Genomic DNA, 21,157 nt, shown 5'->3' with positions numbered 1-21,157 from the left:
GCCGCCTTTTCTTTTTGTGCTTATTTATCGTTGAACGGATCGTCCATGTTCCGGTTGCGTCCGTTCCAGCTATCATGTGCGTCTTGATTGAAATTCTTCGGGAAATCAGTTGTCGGACCTTTTGTATCTTTTGATCCTTCAAATGGATGTCTCTCATCAGGTGAAGTTTTTTCTACAATCGGGTCGACTGCCGCTTTTGCTTCTTTAGCCAATCCAACTTTCTTGGCTTCCTGTTCCCTTTTTTTCTCTTCCCATTTCTCTTTGTCGACTTCAGTCTCTTTCAGGCTGTTTTCCATTCGATCCAAGTAACGCGAAGCATGTTCTTTGCCGCCCAGTCCGAAAGCCAGACCGAAAGCGAGAGCTGCTCCGCCAAGTATCAGGATAAACGCCGAATTGATGATGGAAGCCGCAATTCCCAACTGGTCAAGCGCCATGAAGAAAGCGAATGCCAGGATGGCATATTTGGCGACATAGCGAAGGACATGAGGGCCGCCGGAAGATTTTTTGAATACACTTCCGATAAAATCTTCAGCCAGGTTCGCCAGCCAGAAGCCGATTGCCAGAATGACCAATGCCGCAATAACAGCAGGAATGTATGCGAAGATTCCAGTTGCCAGCGATACCATGAACTCCAGGTTCAATAATTGCAAAGCTTCGACTGTGAACAACAGGATGATCAATACTTGAGCCACTACGCCGATGATTCTGGCAAGTGAATAAGCAGATGGATCGGTGTCCGGATCCGCGGTTTTGTTCATCCCCATTTTTTCTGTAAGTGAATCCACACCAAGGTTTTTCATCAACTGGACCACAAAATCCTTGACCCAGCGGCCAATGATTATTCCCGCAAGAATCAGCAGGATCGCAACGATAATATTCGGGATCATGGTCAGGATATCATTCAGCATCGCGATTGCAGGACCGGAAATTCCACGAAGCGCAAGCACTTCAAGGGCAGCTATCGTTACTGGCAGCATGATCAGGATAAAGGCGATGATGCCGATGACATTCGATACGCTTGTGCCACTGAAGAATTGTGAAATTTTCAGTTTTGACGCTAAGCGATCCGTCCCGATCGACTCCAGGAATTTGGAAAGGATCTTTTTAACGATGGTTGCCGCGATCCAGCCGATGGCGAAGATGATTGCCGCTGCAATCAATTTCGGTATGAAATCCAGGACACTTGCAAGCATGTTCGAAAACGGTTCGCTAAGCCCGTCGATATTCAACGCACTCAGTACTGCCGGTAAAAACAGCAACAGAATCAGATAGAATGCGATATTCGCAGCCGTCTCTGTCCATTTAACTGTATCTTTTTTGGATGCACCGGTCTTTTTGGTGACTTTTCCAAAATCGAATTTTCTGCCTGCCACTAAAATTAGGCGTTTTACAACTGTAGCCAACACCCAAGCCAATAAAAGAATCAAGGCGGCCTTTAGAATGCTGAGGAACGCACCAGATAAATTATCGAAGATTCCCAGGAATGGTGCTCCGATGGCTCCAAGATTCAGGATATTGAAGAATAATGCCACTGCGAAAAGAAGAATCAGTACAAATACAATTTTGCTGATGATTTTCGACAGGCTGTATTTCTGCTGTGACATCCCTGCTTTTTCATCAAGCTTAGTTTTGTCCAATAATTTGTAAACCGCTTTCTCCACCATCTTGGCTACAATAAAACCAATAATAAGTACAAGAATCGCCAAGAGAATTTCAGGAAGCGCGTTCATGAAATTATTGAAATAACCTCTAGTGTCCATATGTCGACCTCCATTCAAAATTATTGTGTTCATAACTTCTATCCCCTAGCTCCTCTTTTTCAAAACCTGACATTTATCAATAATAGAAGAAACCAAAAAAGGCCCTGTCCATTCGGACACAGCCTTCCCCTTTTTTATAAACTGTTCAGTGACACAGTGACTTTGAACAAGTCCCCGTCCACTTCGATTTTCATGGCGCCTCCGTGCAAGTCGACAATGGATTGTGCGATAGCCAGTCCAAGACCTGAACCTTCTGTCTGCCTTGCCACATCTCCCCGTTTGAAACGTTCAAATAACTCATCTGTGTTCTCACCCAACTCGAAACGGGTGACGTTTTTCATGATGAATTCCGCCTGGCCATCCCTTTCTTTCAGAGTGGCAAACACCCGTGTTCCCGGCAGCGCATACTTGATGGCATTCAAGATTAAATTGTCCAGTACGCGCCACCATTTTTGGCCGTCCGCCATAATATAAACGGGCTGTTCGGGTGTTGAAATCCGGAAATCGAGGCCAGATGAAGAGATGTCTTCCGCATGTTCGGCAAATGCCTGTGTCGTCAGCTGCGTAAAATCGACACGCTGGCGATGCAATTCCATATTTCCACTGGCCATCTTGGAGACTTCAAAAAGATCTTCGATCAATGTTTTCAAGCGCTGTGATTTCCTGTCCAGAATATCGGCATACATCAGCCGGTCTTCCGCTGAAAGCTCCGGCGTCTTCATCAGGTCTGTATAAGTGATGATCGAAGTCAGCGGAGTCCGCAGGTCATGGCTGACATTCGTGATCAATTCCGTTTTCAGCCGCTCACTTTTCGCTTGTTCCGATACAGACTGGCGGACGCCTTCCTTCAGCCGGTTCAACTGGATGGCATGATGAGCAAGAGGAGATTTCCCTTTTACAGGAATCTGTTCATTCAAACTCCCATCGGCAATCGCTTTCGTACTGTCCATCAGAACATTCAAATAGCCGAACCGCTTCATCATAAACAGCAATACCGGCAGTCCGATGAAAAGTGTCGCCGGCAACCACACGAGCACCACTGCCGGGAATATGAACAACAGCATTGTCCCGGCCCCCCAGAAGAATATGACAACCAATAAAATCAGCATTTGAACACCGATCGATTTTTTCAAAAATGCGTAGTGCGACATCTGCAACGAACGCTGTATATAGCTTCTTTTGAAGTCGGCAACCAACTTATCCGATTTATTGTAATAAGTGTAGAGCCAGATTCCCTGAAGGATGAGCAATGCCAGCACAATTGTGTTCAATACAAAATTCTTCAACGTATTCCAGACGAATGAAGTAAGCCCATCGTAGAATGTGTATTCCATTATTCCGAGAGAAGTTGCTACACCGTATGGCAATGCAAACAATATGGTGACAGCGAAAAGTCCCAACTTCACTTCAAGCGGCCATTCTGTCCACTTCCTGTATAAAGGCATTTTTAAAAATGCGGCTTGTTCGAATTTCAGCTTTGTAAAGAGCAGGACGATGCCTGCAATCGCTAAAGCCCCTAATAGATATAATGTGTTTTTGATGTATTCATGCCCTACAATGGCAGCACCCCGATCGCTTGCAGCCAAAAGGGACCGGTCAATCTGTACGACTCCTTTAAATTCAGCATTTGAAACTGGAATTATCATTTCAGTGTTATTGTAATTGGAATAAAACAGCTCTTCACCATTGAATTGAAGCGGTGCGGCATTCGAATATTTCTTTTCGAAAAATGCCCGGTTGCTTAAATCGCCCTTTTTGAAATTCTCCCCTGTCTCGATGTTCGTCAGATCGTAAACATAATAGGGGGACTGCGCATTGAAGCTGCCTTGGTCGTTCATGATGCCATTGACTGCAACTTTCGCAGCACGCTGTTTATCTTCAAGAATCTTTTCCCTGACTGTATCATCATCTGCGAAATTATCACGGATCGCCTGTATCTTGCTGTCACGTTCTTCCGTCAATATTTCCACGAGACTGTCGTTGTCATTTTCCCGGGCATATTCTATATCCGGGTTGTATTGATCCTGTATGCTTTGAATCTGCTCAGCCAATGTGCCGTATCTGGTCCGATACTCTTCAATTTCTTCCATTGTAACCGGAAATTCAGTTTCCGCTTCTGGCGGATCCAGTTCTGTAACGATCAAACGATCCACAAAGTATCTGTATTCTTCCTTAAAGTCAGCCGTCTCCAGGTACGATTTGCCAAAATATTTCGGACCCAGCTCCATTACGCTGAAAACACTGATCAAGACAATTGATATTGTCGTAAGCCAAAGCCACTTTTTCATCTTTAAATTTCCCCTTTGGACACCGTTCGAAGTGATGCCAATAATTCTGTCGCAGGACTATATAAAACGGTTTCCATAAAGAACGATAAACAATAAAGAAGTGTAAACAAAGCAATTGTCACTGCAATAACCGACCAAAGATCATTTCTCAATTTTGTAGCCAATGCCCCACACCACCTTCAGATATCTTGGATTTTTTGGATCAGTCTCAATTTTTTCGCGGATTTTCCGTATGTGGACAGCAACAATGTTTTCCGCGTTGTAAGCTGGTTCATTCCATACTCTTTCATAAATATCGCGGATCGAAAACACACGGCCCGCATTCACCATCAGCAGTTCAGTGATTTTGAATTCAATCGGCGTCAATTTCACCGTATCTCCGTGGAGCAATACTTCTTTCGCATCCGAATCCAAGACAAGGCCATCGATTTCAATACGCTGTGACTTATCCTGGTAAGTACCGAGGCTCACGTAACGTCTGAGTTGAGATTTGACCCTTGCCACCAATTCCATCGGATGAAAAGGTTTGGTTACATAATCGTCCGCTCCCACTGATAAGCCATGTATCTTATCCGAATCCTCCGCTTTAGCGCTGAGCATGATGATCGGGATATTACGCTGTTCCCTTATTTTAAAAGTAGCCGAAATCCCATCCAGCCGCGGCATCATAATATCGAGAATAATGACATGCACTTCATTGGATTCCAATAGCTCGATCGCCTTCTCACCGTTTTCAGCCTTCAAGACGCGGTAACCTTCATTTTTCAAGTAAATTTCAATGCCATCCCGAATGTCCTGGTCGTCATCTGTCACCAATACCGTAAATTGCGTCATATCATCGCCTCTTTTCTAACTATACTCATCATAAAGTTTAAATCTTAAGCCTATATTAGGATAAAAGTGAAGAAATTCTTAAGAAAAGCGCAAGCGCCCGTTAAGCTCTGAAAGGCATAAGGCAGAACAGCAGAGTGGCGTTCCTTGCCACGGCAGCTGGGCTGGCTTATGACCCGAAGAGCTGGGCCGCTGGAGTCTGGACAGTAGAAAAGCGACAACGCCCGTTAAGCTCTGAAAGGCATAAGACAGAACAGCAGAGTGGCGTTCCTTGCCACGGCAGCTGGGCTGGCTTATGACCCGAAGAGCTGGGCAGTTGGAGTCTAGACACAGAAAAACTCCTTTTAAGCTCCTTAAAACTAATCAGTGATAATTTGTCATTCATTAAGAAAACTCATAATTGTCTTCAGCTTTTCTTTTCTTTCCCATCGTCAGAACCAAAATACCGCCGAGCAGCAGAACAACACCTGTCCACGAAAGCCCGCTCAGGACTTCACCCACCACCAGCACACCGAGTATCGAAGCAGTAAGCGGTTCTGCCAAAGATAGGGTAACGGCTGATGATGATGGTATTTTCTTCAATCCTTTTGAAAATAATATATAGGCAAGACTTGTAGTGGCAAAACCAAGATAAAAGATGATTCCAGCATCTCCCGGAATCAACATATAGGAAATGTCAAAAAAGAATAATGAAGGAATCAGGAATACAGCGGCAACTGAAAAAATGAGCGCCACTGCCGGCACCGCCTCCATCGATTCCAGGACACTCTTGCTGGCAATGGCATACAACGCAAACGCAAGTCCAGCACCAAGAGCCATTGCTACACCCAGCGCATCAACTTCCGCAGCGCCTTTATTGGCGAACAGCAAAATACAGCCGATGATCGACAGCATCGTCGCCGTAGTCCAAACGCGATCAGGACGCCTTTTCAAAAAAAGCCATTCAATCAATCCTGCCAGCACCGGCGCACTTCCGATTGCCACGACAGTACCGATTGCGATGCCGGTCAATTGAACAGACGAAAAGAATAACGGTTGAAATAAAGCCATACTGGCTGCTGAAACAAGGACAGCCGGCCATGAAACGTTGCGAACAATGAAACTTTTCGTTATTAATGTAAAAAGAAGCAGTGAAAAACCGCCAATCATCAACCGGAATGCACCGATTGTCAGCGGATGCGCTTCCCCTGCTATAAAATTTTGTGCTGTGCCGGTCGTGCCCCAGAGCATCGCAGCAACCAGCACTATTATGTATGGTGTTGCATTCATGTTTTGCACCTCGAATTCCCAGTTATATCAAATACCATACCATTATTTCAATCGTTTGAGATACTGCTCTTCAGGGATTATAATAAAAGAAAAAGAGGAGGCGATCGAATGTATATGACAGTCCCGGAAACTGCTGCTTATTTGTCCATGCCGCAAGAGCAAATTAACCGCTATATACTCGAAGGACGTATCAAAGCAGTGCACGATGGAGAACAATACATGGTCAACACCTCTCAGTTCGAAACACATTTTCAACAGCTGGAACTCGCCAAGCAGCAGCTTGAGGAATGGAAAGCGACACCAATTCCGGATGATGTGGATATTAAGGATGAAGACTAAAGAAAAGCGACAGCGCCCGTTCAGCTCTGAAAGGCATAAGACAGATCAGTGAAGACAGTTGTATTGCTAATGCAAGAGGGCAGTTTAAACCATGCTCCTGCATCGCTTCGCTGCTTCGTCGCAAAGACTTAGCCTCGCAAGCGTCGGCTAATGTCTTCGCAGCTGATATGACTTATGACCCGAAGAGCTGGGCCGCTGGAGTCTGGACACCGAAAAGCGGAACCTCTAAATTATTTAGAACAAGAAAAAGCATCCTAAAAGCGGGATGCTTTTCTTGTTCCATTTATTATCGTGCGGCTCTTACCCGCTGATCTTCGTGTAAAAATTCCCGGACAGCTCCGCTCCACTTCCCGAACTCCTTTAAAAATCCATCATGCCCGAAATCAGTATCAACAATTTTCCACTTGGCCTCTTCCTGCTCTTCCAGCCAAGGAATCATAAGATCTGCGGGATAAAGCAAATCATTAGTATACGAAACAGAAAATATCGGTACGCTTATTCTTTGTTGCTCCACATCATGGCTATTCATGGCTTTAAGCAAAATCAGGTAGCTATTGGCGTCGAACCGCCGAGCCAGCTTCTGTCCCTGATAATCCAAATAAGCTTCGACTTCAAATTTTTTTTCATTTGTGGAGCGTCCGAAACGGTCATTGAACAGTTTCCCGCTCCTGTAACTGATCATGCCGACAGTTCTTGCCAAATGAAACCCTTTAAAATCAGAGGATCCTTCGTAATAGCCGTTTCGGAACACGGAGTCATTCTCGATAGCCTGGATTGCCAAGTGGTTGAACGCTAATGCATACCCGCTGAAAGCCGGAGTCACAGCGAGCGGAATGATGGATTCCGTGAAGTACGGATAAAGCGCACCCCATTGGAGTGCTTTCATACCGCCGAGCGAACCACCGATTACAGCTTTCAGTTTGGTGATGCCCAGTTTTTTTAATGCCAGATATTCGGCATGCACCATATCCTTTATGGTCAGCAATGGGAAATCTGATCGATACGTTTTGCCGGTAACCGGATTCAAGGAGAGTGGACCTGTGGATCCATTGCAGCCACCCAGCACATTGAAAGTGATTATCTGGAATTCGGCGCTATCCAAAGCTTTGCCAGGACCGGCCAAGCCGCTCCACCACCCCGGATGTTCTGCATTGCCGACAGCATATTGATCCCCGGTAAGCGCATGGCAGATCAGGATGACCGGAGCAGCAGGATCACCGCTTCGCTCATACGCCAATTCCGCCCCTTCCAGCACATGGCCCGATTCCAACACTAAGTTTCCGATGGATACTGTCCCCATATTTTCTCCTCCTATACTTCCTGGACTGCTGCCGCTTTAATAGCCTGTTCCAGATCAGCAATCAAATCTTCAGGATTTTCCAAGCCGACCGACAAGCGGATCAGTTCTTCAGTGACTCCCGACTGCTCCAATCCTTCCGCGCTTAATTGCTGATGCGTCGTGGAAGCTGGATGGATGATCAGTGATTTGGCATCCCCGACATTCGCCACATGAGACCATAAACCGACACCATCGATCACTTTCCGGCCTGCTTCCCTGCCGCCCTTGATGCCGAAGTTCACGATGGAACCGAATGTATCTTTCAAATATTTTTTCGCTAAGCCGTGAGAGGGATGATCTTCGAAGCCGATATAATTCACCCATTCGACCTGCGGGTGATTTTTAAGGTAGTCAGCGATGATTCCCGCGTTGCTGCTGTGTTTCGGCAGACGCAAATGCAATGTTTCCAGCCCCTGTAAAAATGCGTGGGCACTGTCCGGGCTGAGCGATGGGCCAAAATCACGCAATAATTGAACGCGCAATTTGGTTGCAAATGACGCGCCTTCCGCGTCTATTCCATAGCGGATGCCGTGGTAGCTGTCGTCAGGCTCTGTGTAATTCGGAAATCTTTCATGATTCCAATTGAACTTGCCGCCATCCACCGCGATACCGCCGATCGTTGTGCCGTGGCCGCCAATCCATTTGGTTGCTGAATGGATGACAACATCCGCTCCAAACGCGATCGGATTGCTGCCGTATGGAGAAGCGAATGTATTATCAATCAATAAAGGAATATTGAATTCATGCGCAATTGCTGCAACCTTCTCCACATCGAATACATTCAGGCTCGGATTGCCGATTGTTTCGCCGAAGAAAGCTTTCGTCCGGTCGGTTACAGCCGAACGGAAATTTTCAGGGTCAGCGCCGTCGATGAATTTGACAGTGATGCCGTAACGCGGCAGCGTGTTGGCGAATAAGTTATACGTGCCCCCATAAAGATTGCTGTCGGCAACAACTTCATCCCCCGCTTCCGCGATATTCAGAATGGAAAACGCGATAGCCGCCATTCCCGAAGACAGGGCAACTGCCGCTGTCCCGCCTTCAAGAAGCGCAACACGCTGTTCAAATACATCCACCGTCGGATTCATGATACGTGAGTAAATATTTCCTGCCTCTTTCAATCCGAACAGATTCTGCGCATGTTCAGTGTCACGGAATACATATGATGTCGTTTTATGGATGGGAACCGCCCTTGAGCCTGTCACCGGATCCGGCTGCTGGCCTCCGTGAAGTAAGTTTGTTTCTGCTTTGAATTTTGTCATTTTTCATTCCTCCATTAATTTTAGTAGATGGATCTTAATGTAGATGAGGGAATAGAAAAAGGCCCCCTTCTAATTAGAAGAGGGCCGTTATACACGGAGTTTCCTCCTCTCATCTGCCAGACTGTCGTTCCAGTCTGTAGGAATTAGCACCTTTCCAAGCTGGGTTGCTTGGTGGTTGCCGGGCATCGCAGGGCCTAGTCCCTCCGCCACTCTTGATAAGAGTATTCAGATTCAGTTTTCCATCTTGTTGAGAAGTATAAATAATGATACGATATTTTGTCAAGGAGCTTGTCGGATAATTTTGAAACTTTATCTCCGTTCATACGTTTACTATTTAAGAAAGGCAGGGGTAAATTATGACTCTCTGGATTTTTTCCGCACTTATAGCAGGTTATTTGATCGGTTGCCTTCACGGCTCCCTTGTCGCGCAATTATTATCCGGCACCAACATCAAGTCAGCAGGCGTCAAAAACTCCGGCGCATCCAATGCGGCAATCGTTCTTGGCTGGAAGTACGGGGCACTGGTCGCATTTCTTGATATTTTCAAAGGATTTGCGGCAGTTCTCGCGATGCGGTTGTTTTTGGGAAACAGCAGCCTGCCTGCTGAGACAGTATGGGCGATTTTATTCTTTATCGCGGCCGGGGTAGTGCTTGGCCATAACTTCCCCTTCTATATGAAGTTCAATGGCGGCAAAGGCACCGCCGCTGTTATCGGGGTCATGATCGCACTCGACTGGCAACTTGGACTGCTCGGTCTCGCTCTGCTTATCGTGATCGCCATAGCGACCAATTACCTGGTCATTGGCGTACTTGCTTTATATGCCGTTTTTCTTCTGATCGCCTTCTGGCCGGCAGACGGCTTTTGGCCATATGTTATAGCACTTGCCTTGATTGCGATGGCGTTTTTGAAGCATCTCGAAAATATCCGCCGCATAAAAGACGGCACCGAAAACAAGGTCTCAGCTGTATTGCGGAAGAAAAGCGCAAGCGCCCGTTAAGCTCTGGAGATTGGACAAAAGAAAATTGCTGCCGATCCCAAATTGAGGCAGGCAGCTTTTTCAGATTTCCTCTATTCTTTTCATTCGTGGTAAAATAGAGCCAGTACATACTCCAGGAGGTCTTTATACATGATTGAAACCTTGATCGAACGATTGATCCGCTATGCAAAAATAGATACACAATCCAATTTTGAAAACCACGAAACACCATCCACTCCAGGACAGTGGGATCTGCTGCGTGAATTGGAAAAGGAAATGAATGAAATCGGCCTGGAAGAAGTCTCAATGGACGATCACGGCTATCTTTTCGGCACGCTTCCAGCCACTTCAGATAGAGAACTTCCGGTAATCGGCTTTCTTGCCCACGTCGATACGGCTACTGACTTTACAGGCAAAAACGTCAATCCGCAGCGCATCGATAATTATGATGGAAAAGATATTCCACTCAGTGATTCAGTTGCGATGACAGTCAAAGATTTTCCGGATCTGCAGAATTATGTCGGCCATACACTGATTACGACAGACGGCACGACTCTTCTCGGCGCTGACAATAAAGCCGGTGTCGCTGAAATAATGACAGCGATGGAATATCTCGTCCAGCATCCTGAAATTGAACACGGCAAAATCCGCGTCGCTTTTACACCGGATGAGGAAATCGGACGCGGTCCGCATAAATTCGATGTTGAACGCTTCGGCGCTGAATACGCCTACACGATGGACGGCGGTCCGCTGGGTGAACTTCAATACGAAAGCTTTAATGCCGCAGCAGGAAAACTGACTGTCCAAGGAAAAAGCGTCCACCCAGGGTCTGCAAAGGACAAGATGGTCAACGCATCCACCATCGCCATCCAATTCCAGAATGCCATGCCTGAAAATGAAGTTCCTGAAAAAACGGAAAGCTACGAAGGGTTCATTCATTTGAACAGCTTTAAAGGTGACGTGGAACAAGCGGTATTGAGTTATATCATCCGTGACTTCGATAAAGAAAAATTCGAAACGAAAAAATCGCACATGCAGCAGACAGCCGAAAAATTGCAGGAACAATACGGCGCAGAAGCACTGACATTGGAATTGGAAGACCAGTATTACAATATGAGAGAAAAAATCGAGCCGGTCATGCATATTGTGGACGCTGCTGAAAATGCCATGAAAACACTTGGTATTGAGCCAAACATCGTACCTGTCCGCGGCGGCACTGATGGCTCCCAGCTTTCCTATATGGGAATGCCGACGCCGAATATTTTTACTGGCGGAGAAAATTATCATGGCAAATACGAATTCATATCCGCTGAGAATATGGAAAAGGCAACTAAATTAATCGTTGAAATCATTAAAACACAAAAATAAACAAGAAAAAGCGCCCTGAACTTTAGGGCGCTTTTCTTATGGGTTAAGAAATTATACTTCCAATATCTGATCATTTTGGGTGAAATCCCCACCAGGATCGTTTCTGTTCCGATGAGTCCGGCTGTGGCTCCGAGCTTTTCGATCAGCACGGCAGCTTGCTGCGTAAAATTATTGTTCAGGCCGGTCAGATCAAGAACCAGGTACTTCGCTTTATACGTCGGCAGGTTCTGCAATGTTTTGATCAACAGCTCCTCTGCCCGTTCCTCATCATATGTTCCAAGCAGCGGCACCACTACAATGCCATCAAGCACCGGAATGATCGGTGAAGATAATTCTTTGACCAGCATGGTCAATTCAGCTGTCTTTTCATCCACCAGATTTTGCAGATGCCGGATTTGCTTCGCTTCTTTAGAACGTGCCAATCTGTGAATGTTTTCTTCTATGGTTTCATCAGAAGGAAAATAGCGGATGACCGTTTCATTGAAACCTTCCAATTGAAAATGCTCTACGTCATACCATATATTTTCACCAAAAAGTTTGGTGAAAATTCCGGCGTAATGGGCTGGAAGGAATCTTCCGCCGACCTTTTTATGCTGGGCGATATTAATGGCATGCTCCCAGCTGTCTTTCAAGTGGACCTCCACTGTCTTCTGTTCGATATTCAGCTTTCGCGTCTCCGCTACTCCCCAACCCGCTGAGGCATATGTATTGGTAATCAGTGCTGCCGCTTCTGCGATTTCCACATTCTGCATTTCGGAAAAATAATCGCCCACTACTATTCCCTGACGATATCCGGTCGTTTCCATTACGACTTCCGCTGCATCTTCCCCCGCTATTTCTTCTATCGTATCAAAAAACATTTTCATCGCTGTGGAAGTCCAAAAAAGGACAGAATCCTGACCTTCGAATAAGAATTTGCCTTTTTTGAGATCCCATTCAAAGCTAAGTCCCCCCACATTGATGGAAGCTTGTGTATCCATATAAAAACTCCTCTCGTCCAATGATTCTATTTTACCATATAATTAAACATCTTTAGTCCAAAGCACTTAGTGCCGGGACCAATAATTATAAACTTTCTGAAACAGTTGCTCAATGTTTTAAATGTTTTAATAACAGGAATACATTGTTAAGACCAACTGAAAGAGGTGTTCCATTATGTCAGATAAAAAACATTTTACTGAAGATGACCGCAAAGAAAGAACGGGCGCTCCAATGGACAATCCGGAACAATCGAAAACTGATAAAGAATCACTATCCGAAATGCATGAAGAAGAAATGAATGTTGACACCATTCCTTTGGAAGATCTTAAACAGGAACAGCAGGAAGAAAAAAATCCGCGTGAAACGAAAAGCGATTCTTCCAGCGAAGATAAATTTTCAGGATCTTGATCCTTCATTCCCTGAAAAGCCAAATACAGCAAAAAACAGAAGATCCGTTGCACTAACGGATCTTCTCTATGTTTACCCGAAGTTTAAAAAGGAATAAGAAATTTAAAAGGAGTGATTTCATGGATCAGCAAGAGTTGAAAGAAGCCGCTTTAAAGATTTTAGATGAAAATTACGTAGGGGTGCTTGCAACCATCAACGAAAACAAGCCCCATTCCCGCTACATGACTTTCTTTAATGAGGAATTCACTTTGTATACGGCAACCAGCAAAAAAACGCAGAAGGTCGATGAACTCGAAAAAAATCCACACGCCCATGTTTTACTCGGATATGAAGGTGATGGTGTAGGCGACACGTTCCTTGAAATTGAGGGCGAGATGTCTGAACATGATGACCAACAGCTTCTGGAAGAATTATGGAATGAGCATCTGTCCGGCTGGTTCAGCGGTCCCGATGACCCGAATTTATTATTCATCGCCATTAAACCGACGCGCATGCGTCTCATGAATAAAAAAGGGCAAGAACCACAAAATATTGAACTCTAATAAGAAAAAGCGGCTCAAATTCATGAGCCGCTTTTTTATATGGGCTGCAAAATTTCCCGCAGCCCTTCCCTGTTGAAAAGAAGATCTTCCAGTGTATATTCGTCGAGTACGGCCAGATATGCATGAAGCGCTTTGCCCAAGACACCGCGCAGACCACAAACTGGAGCAATCGGACAACGATTATGCTCTCTGTCAAAACATTCAACGAGGTGGAAGTCGTCTTCCATTTTCCTTACGACTGTTCCTACATTGATGTTTTCAGGAAGATCCGCCAAACGTATGCCTCCGCCCCGTCCTCTCACGGTTTGAATGAAGCCGGCTTTTCCAAGTTCAAAAGTCACTTTCATCAAATGGTTCTTCGATATATTATAAGCGTCCGAAATTTCCTGTATCGTTGTCAATTTATCCTGATCTTTGGCACCAAGGTAAATCAATACACGCAATGAGAAATCGGTATACATTGTTAACCTCATCATCTTCACCTTCCCTGCACATCTATTATAACGATTGGAAAGGTCACAAGAAAGAAATTGATTCTGACAAAAAGCAATAACCTCACACAGGAAGCTGCCTGCAGAATAAAGCAGCTTTATTCATGTGTCTTTTCTGTGAAAGCAAATGTGTCCAAAATATTAAAGAAGTATTTTTAATATATCTTTAAAGGTGGAGTGGGTTTATAGTCAAACTATAGAAAACAAAAGGAGAGATTGAAATGTTATCAACAGAAACAAAAGCAATCATCAAATCCACTGTCCCTGTATTGGAAGAACACGGAACCGCCATTACAACTGTATTCTACAAAAATATGTTTGAAGCACATCCGGAACTGCTGAATATATTCAACCACGCCAACCAGAAACAAGGCCGCCAGCAAGCCGCTTTGGCAAATACCGTCTATGCGGCTGCGGTGCATATCGATAACTTGGAAGCGATTCTTCCGGCAGTCGTTCAAATTGCACATAAACACGTCAGCCTGGGCATCAAACCAGAACATTATCCGATTGTCGGTGAATACCTGCTGAAAGCGATCAAAGAAGTTTTGGGAGACGCTGCAACAGATGAAATCATCAATGCGTGGGCTGAAGCATACGGTGTGATCGCCGATGCGTTCATCGGTGTAGAACAAGGCATGTATGAAAAAATGGAAAACCAGGAAAATGGCTGGAAGTTCTTTAAAAACTTCACTGTAGCGAGAAAAGAAAAAGAAAGCGACAATATCACTTCTTTCTACTTGAAACCTGCTGACGGTTCGAACGTTCCAACTTATGAACCAGGGCAATACATTTCAGTCCGTTTGACTATTCCGGGTGAACAACATTTATTCAACCGCCAATACAGCCTTTCTCAGGCAGCAAAGTCCGATGAATTCCGCATTTCCGTTAAACGCGAAAGTGACAACGATCCGAACGGACGGGTATCCGTTTACCTGCACGACGAAGTGAATGTCGGAGATGTCATCGAAGTCAGCGCGCCGGCAGGGGAATTCGTTCTGGATGCAGCGAAAAAATCGCCAGTGGCATTTGTCAGCGGCGGAGTGGGCATCACACCGATGATGAGTATGTTTGAAACGGTCGCAACAGTGACACCTGACCGGCCGACAGCCTTCCTGCACGCGGCCCGCAATGAAAGTTTCCATGCGTTCGATAAAGATATCCAAAAATATGTGGATACAATGGACAACGCAAAATACAAAACATTGTACTCTGATCAGCCGCAAGGATTCATCACTCGTGAAGTTCTCGAAGAAATGGTCGATGTGACAGGAGAAGTGTATGTCTGCGGACCTGTTCCGTTCATGGAAAGCATGATCAACGAATTGCGCTCCCTTGGCATGACCGATGAGCAGATCCATTTCGAATTCTTTGGACCGGCAGTGGCGCTGCAATAGAGAAAAGCGCAAGCGCCCGTTTAGATTTGAAAGGCATAAGACGATTTGGCGAAGCGGCGTTCTTTGCCGCACAGCCAAAGTGGCTTATGACCCGAGAATCTGGGCGCTGGAGTCTGGACAGTGCAACACTCTTTTTAAGAATCATTTGAATTTCAAAAGTTATACTTTCGATTCCATAATAAAAGGCCTGCCAAATCGGCAGGCCTTTTTGCTATTTCATTTTTTTCAATAAATACAAGAGATAAGGCGTTCCGATCAAAGCGACAATCAATCCACTCGGAATGTCATTTGGCGCAATCAAGGTGCGGCCGATAAAATCGGCTGTCACAAGCAGCAAGCCGCCAATCAGACCGGAAGACAGCATGAGCGGCAAATGGCGGAAACCGACAAGCCGCCGCGCAATATGCGGTGCCACCAGTCCGATGAAGCCGATCGTTCCGACAATCGAAACTGCGGCGGTGGATATTGCTACACCCACAACAAGTGCCCAGACGCGGGTTGAACGGATATTCAAGCCGAGGCCTGCCGCTACATCATCCCCGAAGGTCAATGTATCAAGGCTGCGCGTGATGTAGACAGCCGGCCAGATGAACAATGCAAACAGGATCAGCGCAAATTGAACATCATCCCAGCCCTTAGCGTATGTGCTTCCGGACAGCCAGACTAACGCGCTTGCAACCGCAAGCTTCGCTTTGACAACAAGAATTTGAGTTGCTGCGGAACCGAATGCCGAAATGGCGATTCCCATCAAAGCGACCAGCATCGGCTGGAAATTATTTTTCCAGGCTGTCAGCAAAATGATGCCTAGCGCAAGCGAAGCACCGAGTGTCGCACCAAGCGGCAGGAACGCCGGTGGAATTGCCGGAAATACGACCAACAGGAGCATCGCACCTGCTCCACCCATTGATGTTACGCCGAGTACGCTTGCATCAGCCAGTGGGTTTCTGAGCACCCCTTGCAGGATCACACCCGTGATCGCCAGCATGACGCCGACGATAAAGGCTGTCAATACACGCGGCACCCGGAATTCCCAGACGACCGGTGAAAGCCAGTCGAAGTTCCAGGCACTGCCGTTGAAGCTTAATGCTAAAGTGGTGACGATGATGATCGCCGCCAAAAGAATCGGGACCAGCATTTTCAAACGGACCGGTTTGGTGGTGCCGCCCATCTGGAGTTCACCGCGTTTCATGGACCTGGCCGTTTTCCATGCCAGATACAATAACCACGGTCCGCCGATCAGTGCCGTCATGGCTCCGGCGGGCACTTCCTGCCCCGGCTGGATCAGGCGTCCAAGAACATCCGCTCCGATAAGCATGACGCTTCCCCACAAAAATGAGTGGATTAATATTTGGAGATGCCCGCGGATGCCCATCATACGGACGATATGCGGAGCCATCAACCCGATAAATCCGATGGGTCCGACAACACTTACAGTTGTTGCTGCTAAAACGATGGCCGTTCCCCATGCCGCCAGTTTTACCAGGCGGACATTTTGGCCGAGTGAGGAAGCTATATCTTCACCCAGTGACAAAATATCCATCGGCTTGGCGAGCAGCAGAACAGCAGCAAATGTAACCAGTATGACAGGCGCTGCAAATTGCACGCCTCCCCAGTTCAATTGCACCAAAGTGCCGGACCCCCATAAGAAGAGTCCATTGGTTTCATTTTCAAAAAGCAATTGCATCGTGCCAGTCATGGACGCGAACAGCAATGAAATGATCATACCGGTCAATGCCACTCGCACCGGGTCCATCTGCTTGCCCGCAAGCCCGATGACCAGCAACGAAGATACGACGGCACCCACTAAAGCTGTAGCAAATGGAAAACCGCCTATGAAGCCCGGAAAGAAAATCGTGCTGAGCACAACGAAAAAGAATGCCCCGGCGTTGATGCCGAGAGTTCCGGGAGATGCAAGCGGATTATTCGTCAGCGTCTGCAAAACTGCGCCGGACACAGCCAGCGCCCCGCCCGCCAAAATGCCGATTGCCAGCCTCGGCAATCGGAGACTGACGACAATATCCTGGATCCGTCCTTCAGTCCAGACACCTGACAGCAAATCCGTTATGGAATAGTCCGCCTGCCCCTGAGTCAAATGGATGACAGATAACGCGAAAAGCAGGAAAAAGCCCCCTGTCAAAGAGACAAAGGACTTCGCTTTCAGTTTGCCTTGCATTAATTATTCACCATCACATCTGTAATTTGGTTCATCAATGTTTCAGCGGATAATGGACCGCCGTATAACCAAGTGTCCGGCCCTAAATCATATGTGCGGCCTTCCTGGACGAAATTCAGGTTTTCCCAAACTGCGTTGCCGGCAAGCTGGTTTTCGTAGATATTATCTTCATCCGGAACAGTGTAAAGGTAATTGGCATCTTCATACTGAACCAATCCTTCCACATTAAAAGTGCTCGAACCGAAAACTTCGAACTGTTCGGGTTCATGGACATTATTCAAACCGATGCGCTCAAGAATGATTGAAGCCATGGAGTTTGGTGTGAATACACGAATCTCCGGCGCCTGCGGACCTGAATAAGCAAGTGTCAAAATGACATCCTTTGTTTCAAGATCGGCTGCTTCGATTTCAGCTGCGCTTTCTTCATATTTTTCTTCAAGATCCGCAAGGACCTGGTCGGCCTCTTCTGTTTTGTCTACAGCTTTGGCAATTTCAAGGAACGTCGTTTCCATTTCCTGATACAGATCGATGCTTTCATCTTCCGGATACGGATTGAAGATGACAGTAGGTGCAATGCGTTCCAATTCTTCAAGCATCGCAGTATGACGGAAGTCGACTCCGATGATCAAATCAGGATCAATTTCTGCAATAGCTTCCAGGTTCGGTTCCTGGCGGCCGCCTACATCGATGACTGTGTCATCCAATTGAGGTTCGATATTTACATAATCACCATATGATTCAATGTCAGCCATTCCTGCAGGCTGTACGCCTACCGCCAATAAATCTTCAGCGTAGGTCCATTCCAGAACTACAACTTTCTTAGCAGGTTCGTCCAGCGTCACTTCACCATTTGTGCCCTGTATCGTAACCGGGTCTCCCCCGTCTTCAGTTTCAGTTTCAGTTGATGTATCTTCTTCCCCTGACGAACAAGCCGCCAAGACAAGCATAAGTGCTGCAAGTAAAAATAATGTCCATTTTTTCATGTTGTAACCTCCATGGTTATTTGATAACGATTCTCAATACGTCCTTATTCTAGGACTTCTTGTCACATTTGTAAAGGAAAAGTTCACATAAATAATGAAAATCATTCTCACTTATCATTAATTTATGATATAGTTAGGATATTGAGAAAACCTATCAGTTAGATTTATGGCTAAAGATGTGGAGGAATTGAACGATGACTATGGCTGTCAAAACCAATGACCTATCAATCGGATACAACGATAAACTTCTATTTGAGAACTTGAACCTCTCTATACCGCGTGGTGAAATTTCTGTTTTTGTGGGAAGTAATGGCTGTGGGAAATCGACGCTTTTGCGCTCGATCGCCCGTTTGCTGAAACCGCAGGAAGGTTCAATTCTGCTCGAAGGCAAGGAAGTTCATAAGATGTCATCCCGGGAAGTCGCGAAGAAAATGGGAATCCTTCCCCAATCGCCGGTTTCACCGGAAGGATTGACAGTACACGATTTGGTCAAGCAAGGCCGTTATCCACACCAATCATGGTTGAAACGCTGGACGGAAGAAGACACAGAGAAAGTGGAAGCTGCGATGAAAGCTACCCGTGTCGACGAATTCCGCGACAAACCGGTGGATGAACTATCCGGTGGCCAGCGCCAGCGCGCATGGATTGCAATGACGCTTGCACAGGACACTGACGTCATACTCCTTGATGAGCCAACCACATTTTTGGATATGACCCATCAAATCGAGATTTTGGATCTTTTATTCGAATTAAATGAAATGCACGGGCGCACAATCATCATGGTGCTGCATGATTTGAACCTTGCTTCCCGTTATGCCCACAACATCATTGCCATCAAAGACGGCGAAGTGTTTGGCCAGGGAACGCCTGAAAATGTCATCAGCTGTGACCTTGTCCGTTCCGTTTTCGGAATGGAATGCCAGGTTTCAAAAGACCCGCTTTTCGGAACACCACATTGCGTGCCATTCGGCAGAGGCCGCTGCATCGTCCCTGAAATTCGTGAAGCGCTGGGATCTTAATATGGAAGAACTTGAGCTTTTCCAGGTAAAAGTCCGAAACGGTGCTTATGGCTTTATGAATATGAGTGAAGCATCGGCAGACCGTCATCCGGAGCTTATGAAAGAAATCGTTCACACAACCGGAGCACCAAGTGAAGCAGTAGCTGCGTCTATCTTCATGAGGCGCTTCGGTTTTTTCATTACAGCACAGTTCTATTTATTGGCACACGGTAAAATCTGGGATGGTCCTCTGGATGAAATCCATCTTGAAAATACGGAAGGCAATATCAGTTTCACAGTCGATGAACGCTTTATCCGTGAACGACGTGAAGACGATCTTGAAGCCGTATTGAAAATATTTGCATTTCCGGTGGTCGGGTCATTCAGCAAAGCAGGCCATGTTTCCAAAATAATCCTTTGGGAAAATTTATGGGGTTATATGATCTGGATGTATGGCATGCTCGACAGCAAACAAGCGGAAGATGACGTTGCCGCTTTGATGACAGATGAGTTGTGGCAGCCGGAAATGAAAAGATCTTTTTTCCGGCAGTTTTTAGGCGGCCGCAGCTTTGAAGAAGCGAAAGCCGATTATAAGCGTATTACCTGCTGCTTGTATAAAGAATTGCCGGAAACCGATAAATGCCCATATTGCCCCCTGCAAAAATAAACGCTTCGCGGCGCTTGCCGCGGAGCGTTTTTGGTTGGCTTGGCTGCTTGCAGTCTGTCGAATAATCACAGTAAGGCTTTGAACACCCATAGAAATTATTTCAGGAATTCAAGCCGGTTGCCAAAGGGGTCTGCTGCAAAAAATCGTTCGACGCCCGGGATGCTGTCATCAACGGTGACAGTGATATTTTTCTCTTCCAAATGGCTCCGAAAACTATCGTAACCGGAAACCTTAAAAGCGGGATGTGCTTTTTTGGCTGGATGAAACGGTTCTTCGATGCCGACGTGCAATTGAAATCCATCGAATCCAAACCAGACTCCCCCTCTTGCTTTCAGCGGTTCCGGTTTTTCGATTTCCTCCATGCCCAGTATCCCGCTATAAAAAGCGATTGCTTCCGCTTCGCCCCCTTTTGGCGCCGCTACTTGAATGTGATCGATTTTTCCAATAGAAAATTCCATTCCCCCACCCCTTTCTTCATTAGATTACCTAATTAGCTTCTGAAAAGAAATGAGCTGTTTACTATCAATCTTTATAACTTGCCCTTATCACTTTGCATTTACTCGCATTTTTCAGTAGCATAAAAAGAAAAAGGAGTGCGGCTGCATGCAATTTCCCGATCAGTTAAAAATAACGCTGGCATCCCAGTCGGTTGCGGTTGACCGCCTGCCAGCGAAGCCTCTATCGCGTGATACCGAAACACGCATTGAAGAGTTGAAACGCTGGAGCGGTTCCGATAACAGTGGTGTGGCTGTTTCCTACTTCTTCAGGCAATACGCTCTATTCGTGTCTGCACAATTCCACTTGCTGACTTACCAGAACGGCTATTTCAAATGTGCCGGTAAGGATCTGGTTTTTAATCGTGTACATAATTATGGCTTTAATTTACTTGAAACCCATGTCTCTTCTGTACATTTTAAAACAATTGACGCGAATGAAAGATTTTCCGCTTTCCACTACATATTGCATGAACAAACAGCACAGCTGATCGACGAATTCCGCAGCCACATAAAACATACTAAGATTAGTAGGACGAACCAAGGCATTGGTTTATCCTACTAATTTTTTTATAGTAGAGGTGAAGCGG

20 protein-coding genes and 1 riboswitch are annotated in these 21,157 nt (G+C 46.0%); of the genes, 9 read left to right on the top strand and 11 right to left on the bottom strand.

The window, feature by feature from the left end:
• Positions 1–20: 20 nt before the first annotated feature.
• From D2910_RS16255 to D2910_RS16240, 4 genes are all read right to left on the bottom strand, one after another.
• Positions 21–1,760, bottom strand: a complete 1,740-nt coding sequence (locus tag D2910_RS16255; RefSeq protein WP_117314233.1) for a mechanosensitive ion channel — start codon at positions 1,758–1,760, stop codon at positions 21–23.
• A 134-nt stretch (positions 1,761–1,894) separates the two neighbouring features.
• Positions 1,895–4,048, bottom strand: a complete 2,154-nt coding sequence (locus tag D2910_RS16250; RefSeq protein WP_117314232.1) for a HAMP domain-containing sensor histidine kinase — start codon at positions 4,046–4,048, stop codon at positions 1,895–1,897.
• Positions 4,049–4,189: 141 nt separating this feature from the next.
• Entirely contained in the window at positions 4,190–4,882 is a 693-nt protein-coding gene (locus D2910_RS16245; RefSeq protein ID WP_084244043.1) for a response regulator transcription factor, read from the bottom strand.
• A gap of 381 nt (positions 4,883–5,263) precedes the next feature.
• A complete protein-coding gene (locus tag D2910_RS16240) occupies positions 5,264–6,148 on the bottom strand; it encodes an EamA family transporter (RefSeq protein WP_117314231.1) in 885 nt (294 codons plus the stop codon).
• Between the two features lie 108 nt (positions 6,149–6,256).
• Here D2910_RS16240 and D2910_RS16235 point away from each other — a divergent pair, with 108 nt between their 5' ends.
• Positions 6,257–6,487, top strand: coding sequence for a helix-turn-helix domain-containing protein (locus tag D2910_RS16235; RefSeq protein ID WP_084244041.1), 231 nt, complete (start codon positions 6,257–6,259; stop codon positions 6,485–6,487).
• A gap of 286 nt (positions 6,488–6,773) precedes the next feature.
• Here the strand turns inward: D2910_RS16235 and metX are convergent, their stop codons facing one another.
• Entirely contained in the window at positions 6,774–7,787 is a 1,014-nt protein-coding gene (metX, locus tag D2910_RS16230) for a homoserine O-acetyltransferase MetX (protein WP_117314230.1), read from the bottom strand.
• Positions 7,788–7,798: 11 nt separating this feature from the next.
• Entirely contained in the window at positions 7,799–9,088 is a 1,290-nt protein-coding gene (locus D2910_RS16225) for an O-acetylhomoserine aminocarboxypropyltransferase/cysteine synthase family protein (protein WP_117314229.1), read from the bottom strand.
• 106 nt (positions 9,089–9,194) lie between these two features.
• A riboswitch (SAM riboswitch) is annotated at positions 9,195–9,310 on the bottom strand.
• 134 nt (positions 9,311–9,444) lie between these two features.
• Here D2910_RS16225 and D2910_RS16220 point away from each other — a divergent pair.
• Positions 9,445–10,086 (top strand): glycerol-3-phosphate acyltransferase, encoded by a 642-nt coding sequence (locus D2910_RS16220; RefSeq protein ID WP_117314228.1) that lies wholly within the window; start codon positions 9,445–9,447, stop codon positions 10,084–10,086.
• A gap of 129 nt (positions 10,087–10,215) precedes the next feature.
• Complete coding sequence (pepT, locus tag D2910_RS16215; RefSeq protein WP_117314227.1) at positions 10,216–11,433, top strand: peptidase T; 1,218 nt, start codon at positions 10,216–10,218, stop codon at positions 11,431–11,433.
• Here the strand turns inward: pepT and D2910_RS16210 are convergent.
• Entirely contained in the window at positions 11,349–12,413 is a 1,065-nt protein-coding gene (locus D2910_RS16210) for an STAS domain-containing protein (RefSeq protein WP_205854622.1), read from the bottom strand. The genes pepT and D2910_RS16210 overlap by 85 nt on opposite strands.
• A 175-nt stretch (positions 12,414–12,588) precedes the next feature.
• On the opposite strand from D2910_RS16210, the gene D2910_RS16205 reads away from it, so the two are divergent.
• Positions 12,589–12,822, top strand: a complete 234-nt coding sequence (locus D2910_RS16205; protein WP_084244035.1) for a hypothetical protein — start codon at positions 12,589–12,591, stop codon at positions 12,820–12,822.
• 119 nt (positions 12,823–12,941) lie between these two features.
• On the top strand, positions 12,942–13,364 hold the full coding sequence (locus D2910_RS16200; RefSeq protein WP_117314226.1) for a pyridoxamine 5'-phosphate oxidase family protein: 423 nt from the start codon (positions 12,942–12,944) through the stop codon (positions 13,362–13,364).
• A gap of 35 nt (positions 13,365–13,399) precedes the next feature.
• Here the strand turns inward: D2910_RS16200 and D2910_RS16195 are convergent, their stop codons facing one another.
• The gene (locus D2910_RS16195; protein WP_084246755.1) at positions 13,400–13,837 is read right to left on the bottom strand and encodes an RrF2 family transcriptional regulator; all 438 of its coding nucleotides are present in this window, start codon (positions 13,835–13,837) and stop codon (positions 13,400–13,402) included.
• A 239-nt stretch (positions 13,838–14,076) separates the two neighbouring features.
• Here D2910_RS16195 and hmpA point away from each other — a divergent pair, with 239 nt between their 5' ends.
• Complete coding sequence (gene hmpA / locus D2910_RS16190; protein ID WP_117314225.1) at positions 14,077–15,252, top strand: NO-inducible flavohemoprotein; 1,176 nt, start codon at positions 14,077–14,079, stop codon at positions 15,250–15,252.
• Positions 15,253–15,463: 211 nt separating this feature from the next.
• On the opposite strand, the gene D2910_RS16185 is transcribed toward hmpA, so the two are convergent.
• A complete protein-coding gene (locus D2910_RS16185) occupies positions 15,464–17,425 on the bottom strand; it encodes an iron ABC transporter permease (RefSeq protein ID WP_117314224.1) in 1,962 nt (653 codons plus the stop codon).
• On the bottom strand, positions 17,425–18,408 hold the full coding sequence (locus D2910_RS16180) for an ABC transporter substrate-binding protein (protein ID WP_101802057.1): 984 nt from the start codon (positions 18,406–18,408) through the stop codon (positions 17,425–17,427). The genes D2910_RS16185 and D2910_RS16180 overlap by 1 nt, the downstream gene beginning before the upstream one ends.
• 194 nt (positions 18,409–18,602) lie before the next feature.
• Here D2910_RS16180 and D2910_RS16175 point away from each other — a divergent pair, with 194 nt between their 5' ends.
• Entirely contained in the window at positions 18,603–19,427 is an 825-nt protein-coding gene (locus D2910_RS16175; RefSeq protein WP_084244030.1) for an ABC transporter ATP-binding protein, read from the top strand.
• A gap of 1 nt (position 19,428) precedes the next feature.
• Positions 19,429–20,073 (top strand): hypothetical protein, encoded by a 645-nt coding sequence (locus D2910_RS16170; protein ID WP_117314223.1) that lies wholly within the window; start codon positions 19,429–19,431, stop codon positions 20,071–20,073.
• Between the two features lie 95 nt (positions 20,074–20,168).
• On the opposite strand, the gene D2910_RS16165 is transcribed toward D2910_RS16170, so the two are convergent.
• Positions 20,169–20,531 carry a VOC family protein gene (locus D2910_RS16165; protein ID WP_117314222.1) on the bottom strand — a complete coding sequence of 121 codons (363 nt, stop codon included), beginning with the start codon at positions 20,529–20,531 and terminating at the stop codon, positions 20,169–20,171.
• A gap of 145 nt (positions 20,532–20,676) precedes the next feature.
• On the opposite strand from D2910_RS16165, the gene D2910_RS16160 reads away from it, so the two are divergent.
• The gene (locus D2910_RS16160; protein ID WP_117314221.1) at positions 20,677–21,132 is read left to right on the top strand and encodes a hypothetical protein; all 456 of its coding nucleotides are present in this window, start codon (positions 20,677–20,679) and stop codon (positions 21,130–21,132) included.
• Positions 21,133–21,157 lie beyond the last annotated feature (25 nt).

It is taken from the genome of Planomicrobium okeanokoites (genome assembly GCF_003428875.1).
GTDB lineage: Bacteria > Bacillota > Bacilli > Bacillales_A > Planococcaceae > Planococcus > Planococcus okeanokoites.
Note: the sequence above shows the minus strand (reverse complement) of the source record. Positions and strands in the feature narration are given on the sequence as shown.

What these genes read in the sequence shown, in the direction of transcription:
- D2910_RS16255 (WP_117314233.1), bottom strand. Translation starts at nt 1,760, where the DNA reads ATGGACACTAGAGGTTATTTCAATAATTTCATGAACGCGCTTCCTGAA.
- D2910_RS16250 (WP_117314232.1), bottom strand. Translation starts at nt 4,048, where the DNA reads ATGAAAAAGTGGCTTTGGCTTACGACAATATCAATTGTCTTGATCAGT.
- D2910_RS16245 (WP_084244043.1), bottom strand. Translation starts at nt 4,882, where the DNA reads ATGACGCAATTTACGGTATTGGTGACAGATGACGACCAGGACATTCGG.
- D2910_RS16240 (WP_117314231.1), bottom strand. Translation starts at nt 6,148, where the DNA reads ATGAATGCAACACCATACATAATAGTGCTGGTTGCTGCGATGCTCTGG.
- D2910_RS16235 (WP_084244041.1), top strand. Translation starts at nt 6,257, where the DNA reads ATGTATATGACAGTCCCGGAAACTGCTGCTTATTTGTCCATGCCGCAA.
- metX (WP_117314230.1), bottom strand. Translation starts at nt 7,787, where the DNA reads ATGGGGACAGTATCCATCGGAAACTTAGTGTTGGAATCGGGCCATGTG.
- D2910_RS16225 (WP_117314229.1), bottom strand. Translation starts at nt 9,088, where the DNA reads ATGACAAAATTCAAAGCAGAAACAAACTTACTTCACGGAGGCCAGCAG.
- D2910_RS16220 (WP_117314228.1), top strand. Translation starts at nt 9,445, where the DNA reads ATGACTCTCTGGATTTTTTCCGCACTTATAGCAGGTTATTTGATCGGT.
- pepT (WP_117314227.1), top strand. Translation starts at nt 10,216, where the DNA reads ATGATTGAAACCTTGATCGAACGATTGATCCGCTATGCAAAAATAGAT.
- D2910_RS16210 (WP_205854622.1), bottom strand. Translation starts at nt 12,413, where the DNA reads ATGGATACACAAGCTTCCATCAATGTGGGGGGACTTAGCTTTGAATGG.
- D2910_RS16205 (WP_084244035.1), top strand. Translation starts at nt 12,589, where the DNA reads ATGTCAGATAAAAAACATTTTACTGAAGATGACCGCAAAGAAAGAACG.
- D2910_RS16200 (WP_117314226.1), top strand. Translation starts at nt 12,942, where the DNA reads ATGGATCAGCAAGAGTTGAAAGAAGCCGCTTTAAAGATTTTAGATGAA.
- D2910_RS16195 (WP_084246755.1), bottom strand. Translation starts at nt 13,837, where the DNA reads ATGAGGTTAACAATGTATACCGATTTCTCATTGCGTGTATTGATTTAC.
- hmpA (WP_117314225.1), top strand. Translation starts at nt 14,077, where the DNA reads ATGTTATCAACAGAAACAAAAGCAATCATCAAATCCACTGTCCCTGTA.
- D2910_RS16185 (WP_117314224.1), bottom strand. Translation starts at nt 17,425, where the DNA reads ATGCAAGGCAAACTGAAAGCGAAGTCCTTTGTCTCTTTGACAGGGGGC.
- D2910_RS16180 (WP_101802057.1), bottom strand. Translation starts at nt 18,408, where the DNA reads ATGAAAAAATGGACATTATTTTTACTTGCAGCACTTATGCTTGTCTTG.
- D2910_RS16175 (WP_084244030.1), top strand. Translation starts at nt 18,603, where the DNA reads ATGACTATGGCTGTCAAAACCAATGACCTATCAATCGGATACAACGAT.
- D2910_RS16170 (WP_117314223.1), top strand. Translation starts at nt 19,429, where the DNA reads ATGGAAGAACTTGAGCTTTTCCAGGTAAAAGTCCGAAACGGTGCTTAT.
- D2910_RS16165 (WP_117314222.1), bottom strand. Translation starts at nt 20,531, where the DNA reads ATGGAATTTTCTATTGGAAAAATCGATCACATTCAAGTAGCGGCGCCA.
- D2910_RS16160 (WP_117314221.1), top strand. Translation starts at nt 20,677, where the DNA reads ATGCAATTTCCCGATCAGTTAAAAATAACGCTGGCATCCCAGTCGGTT.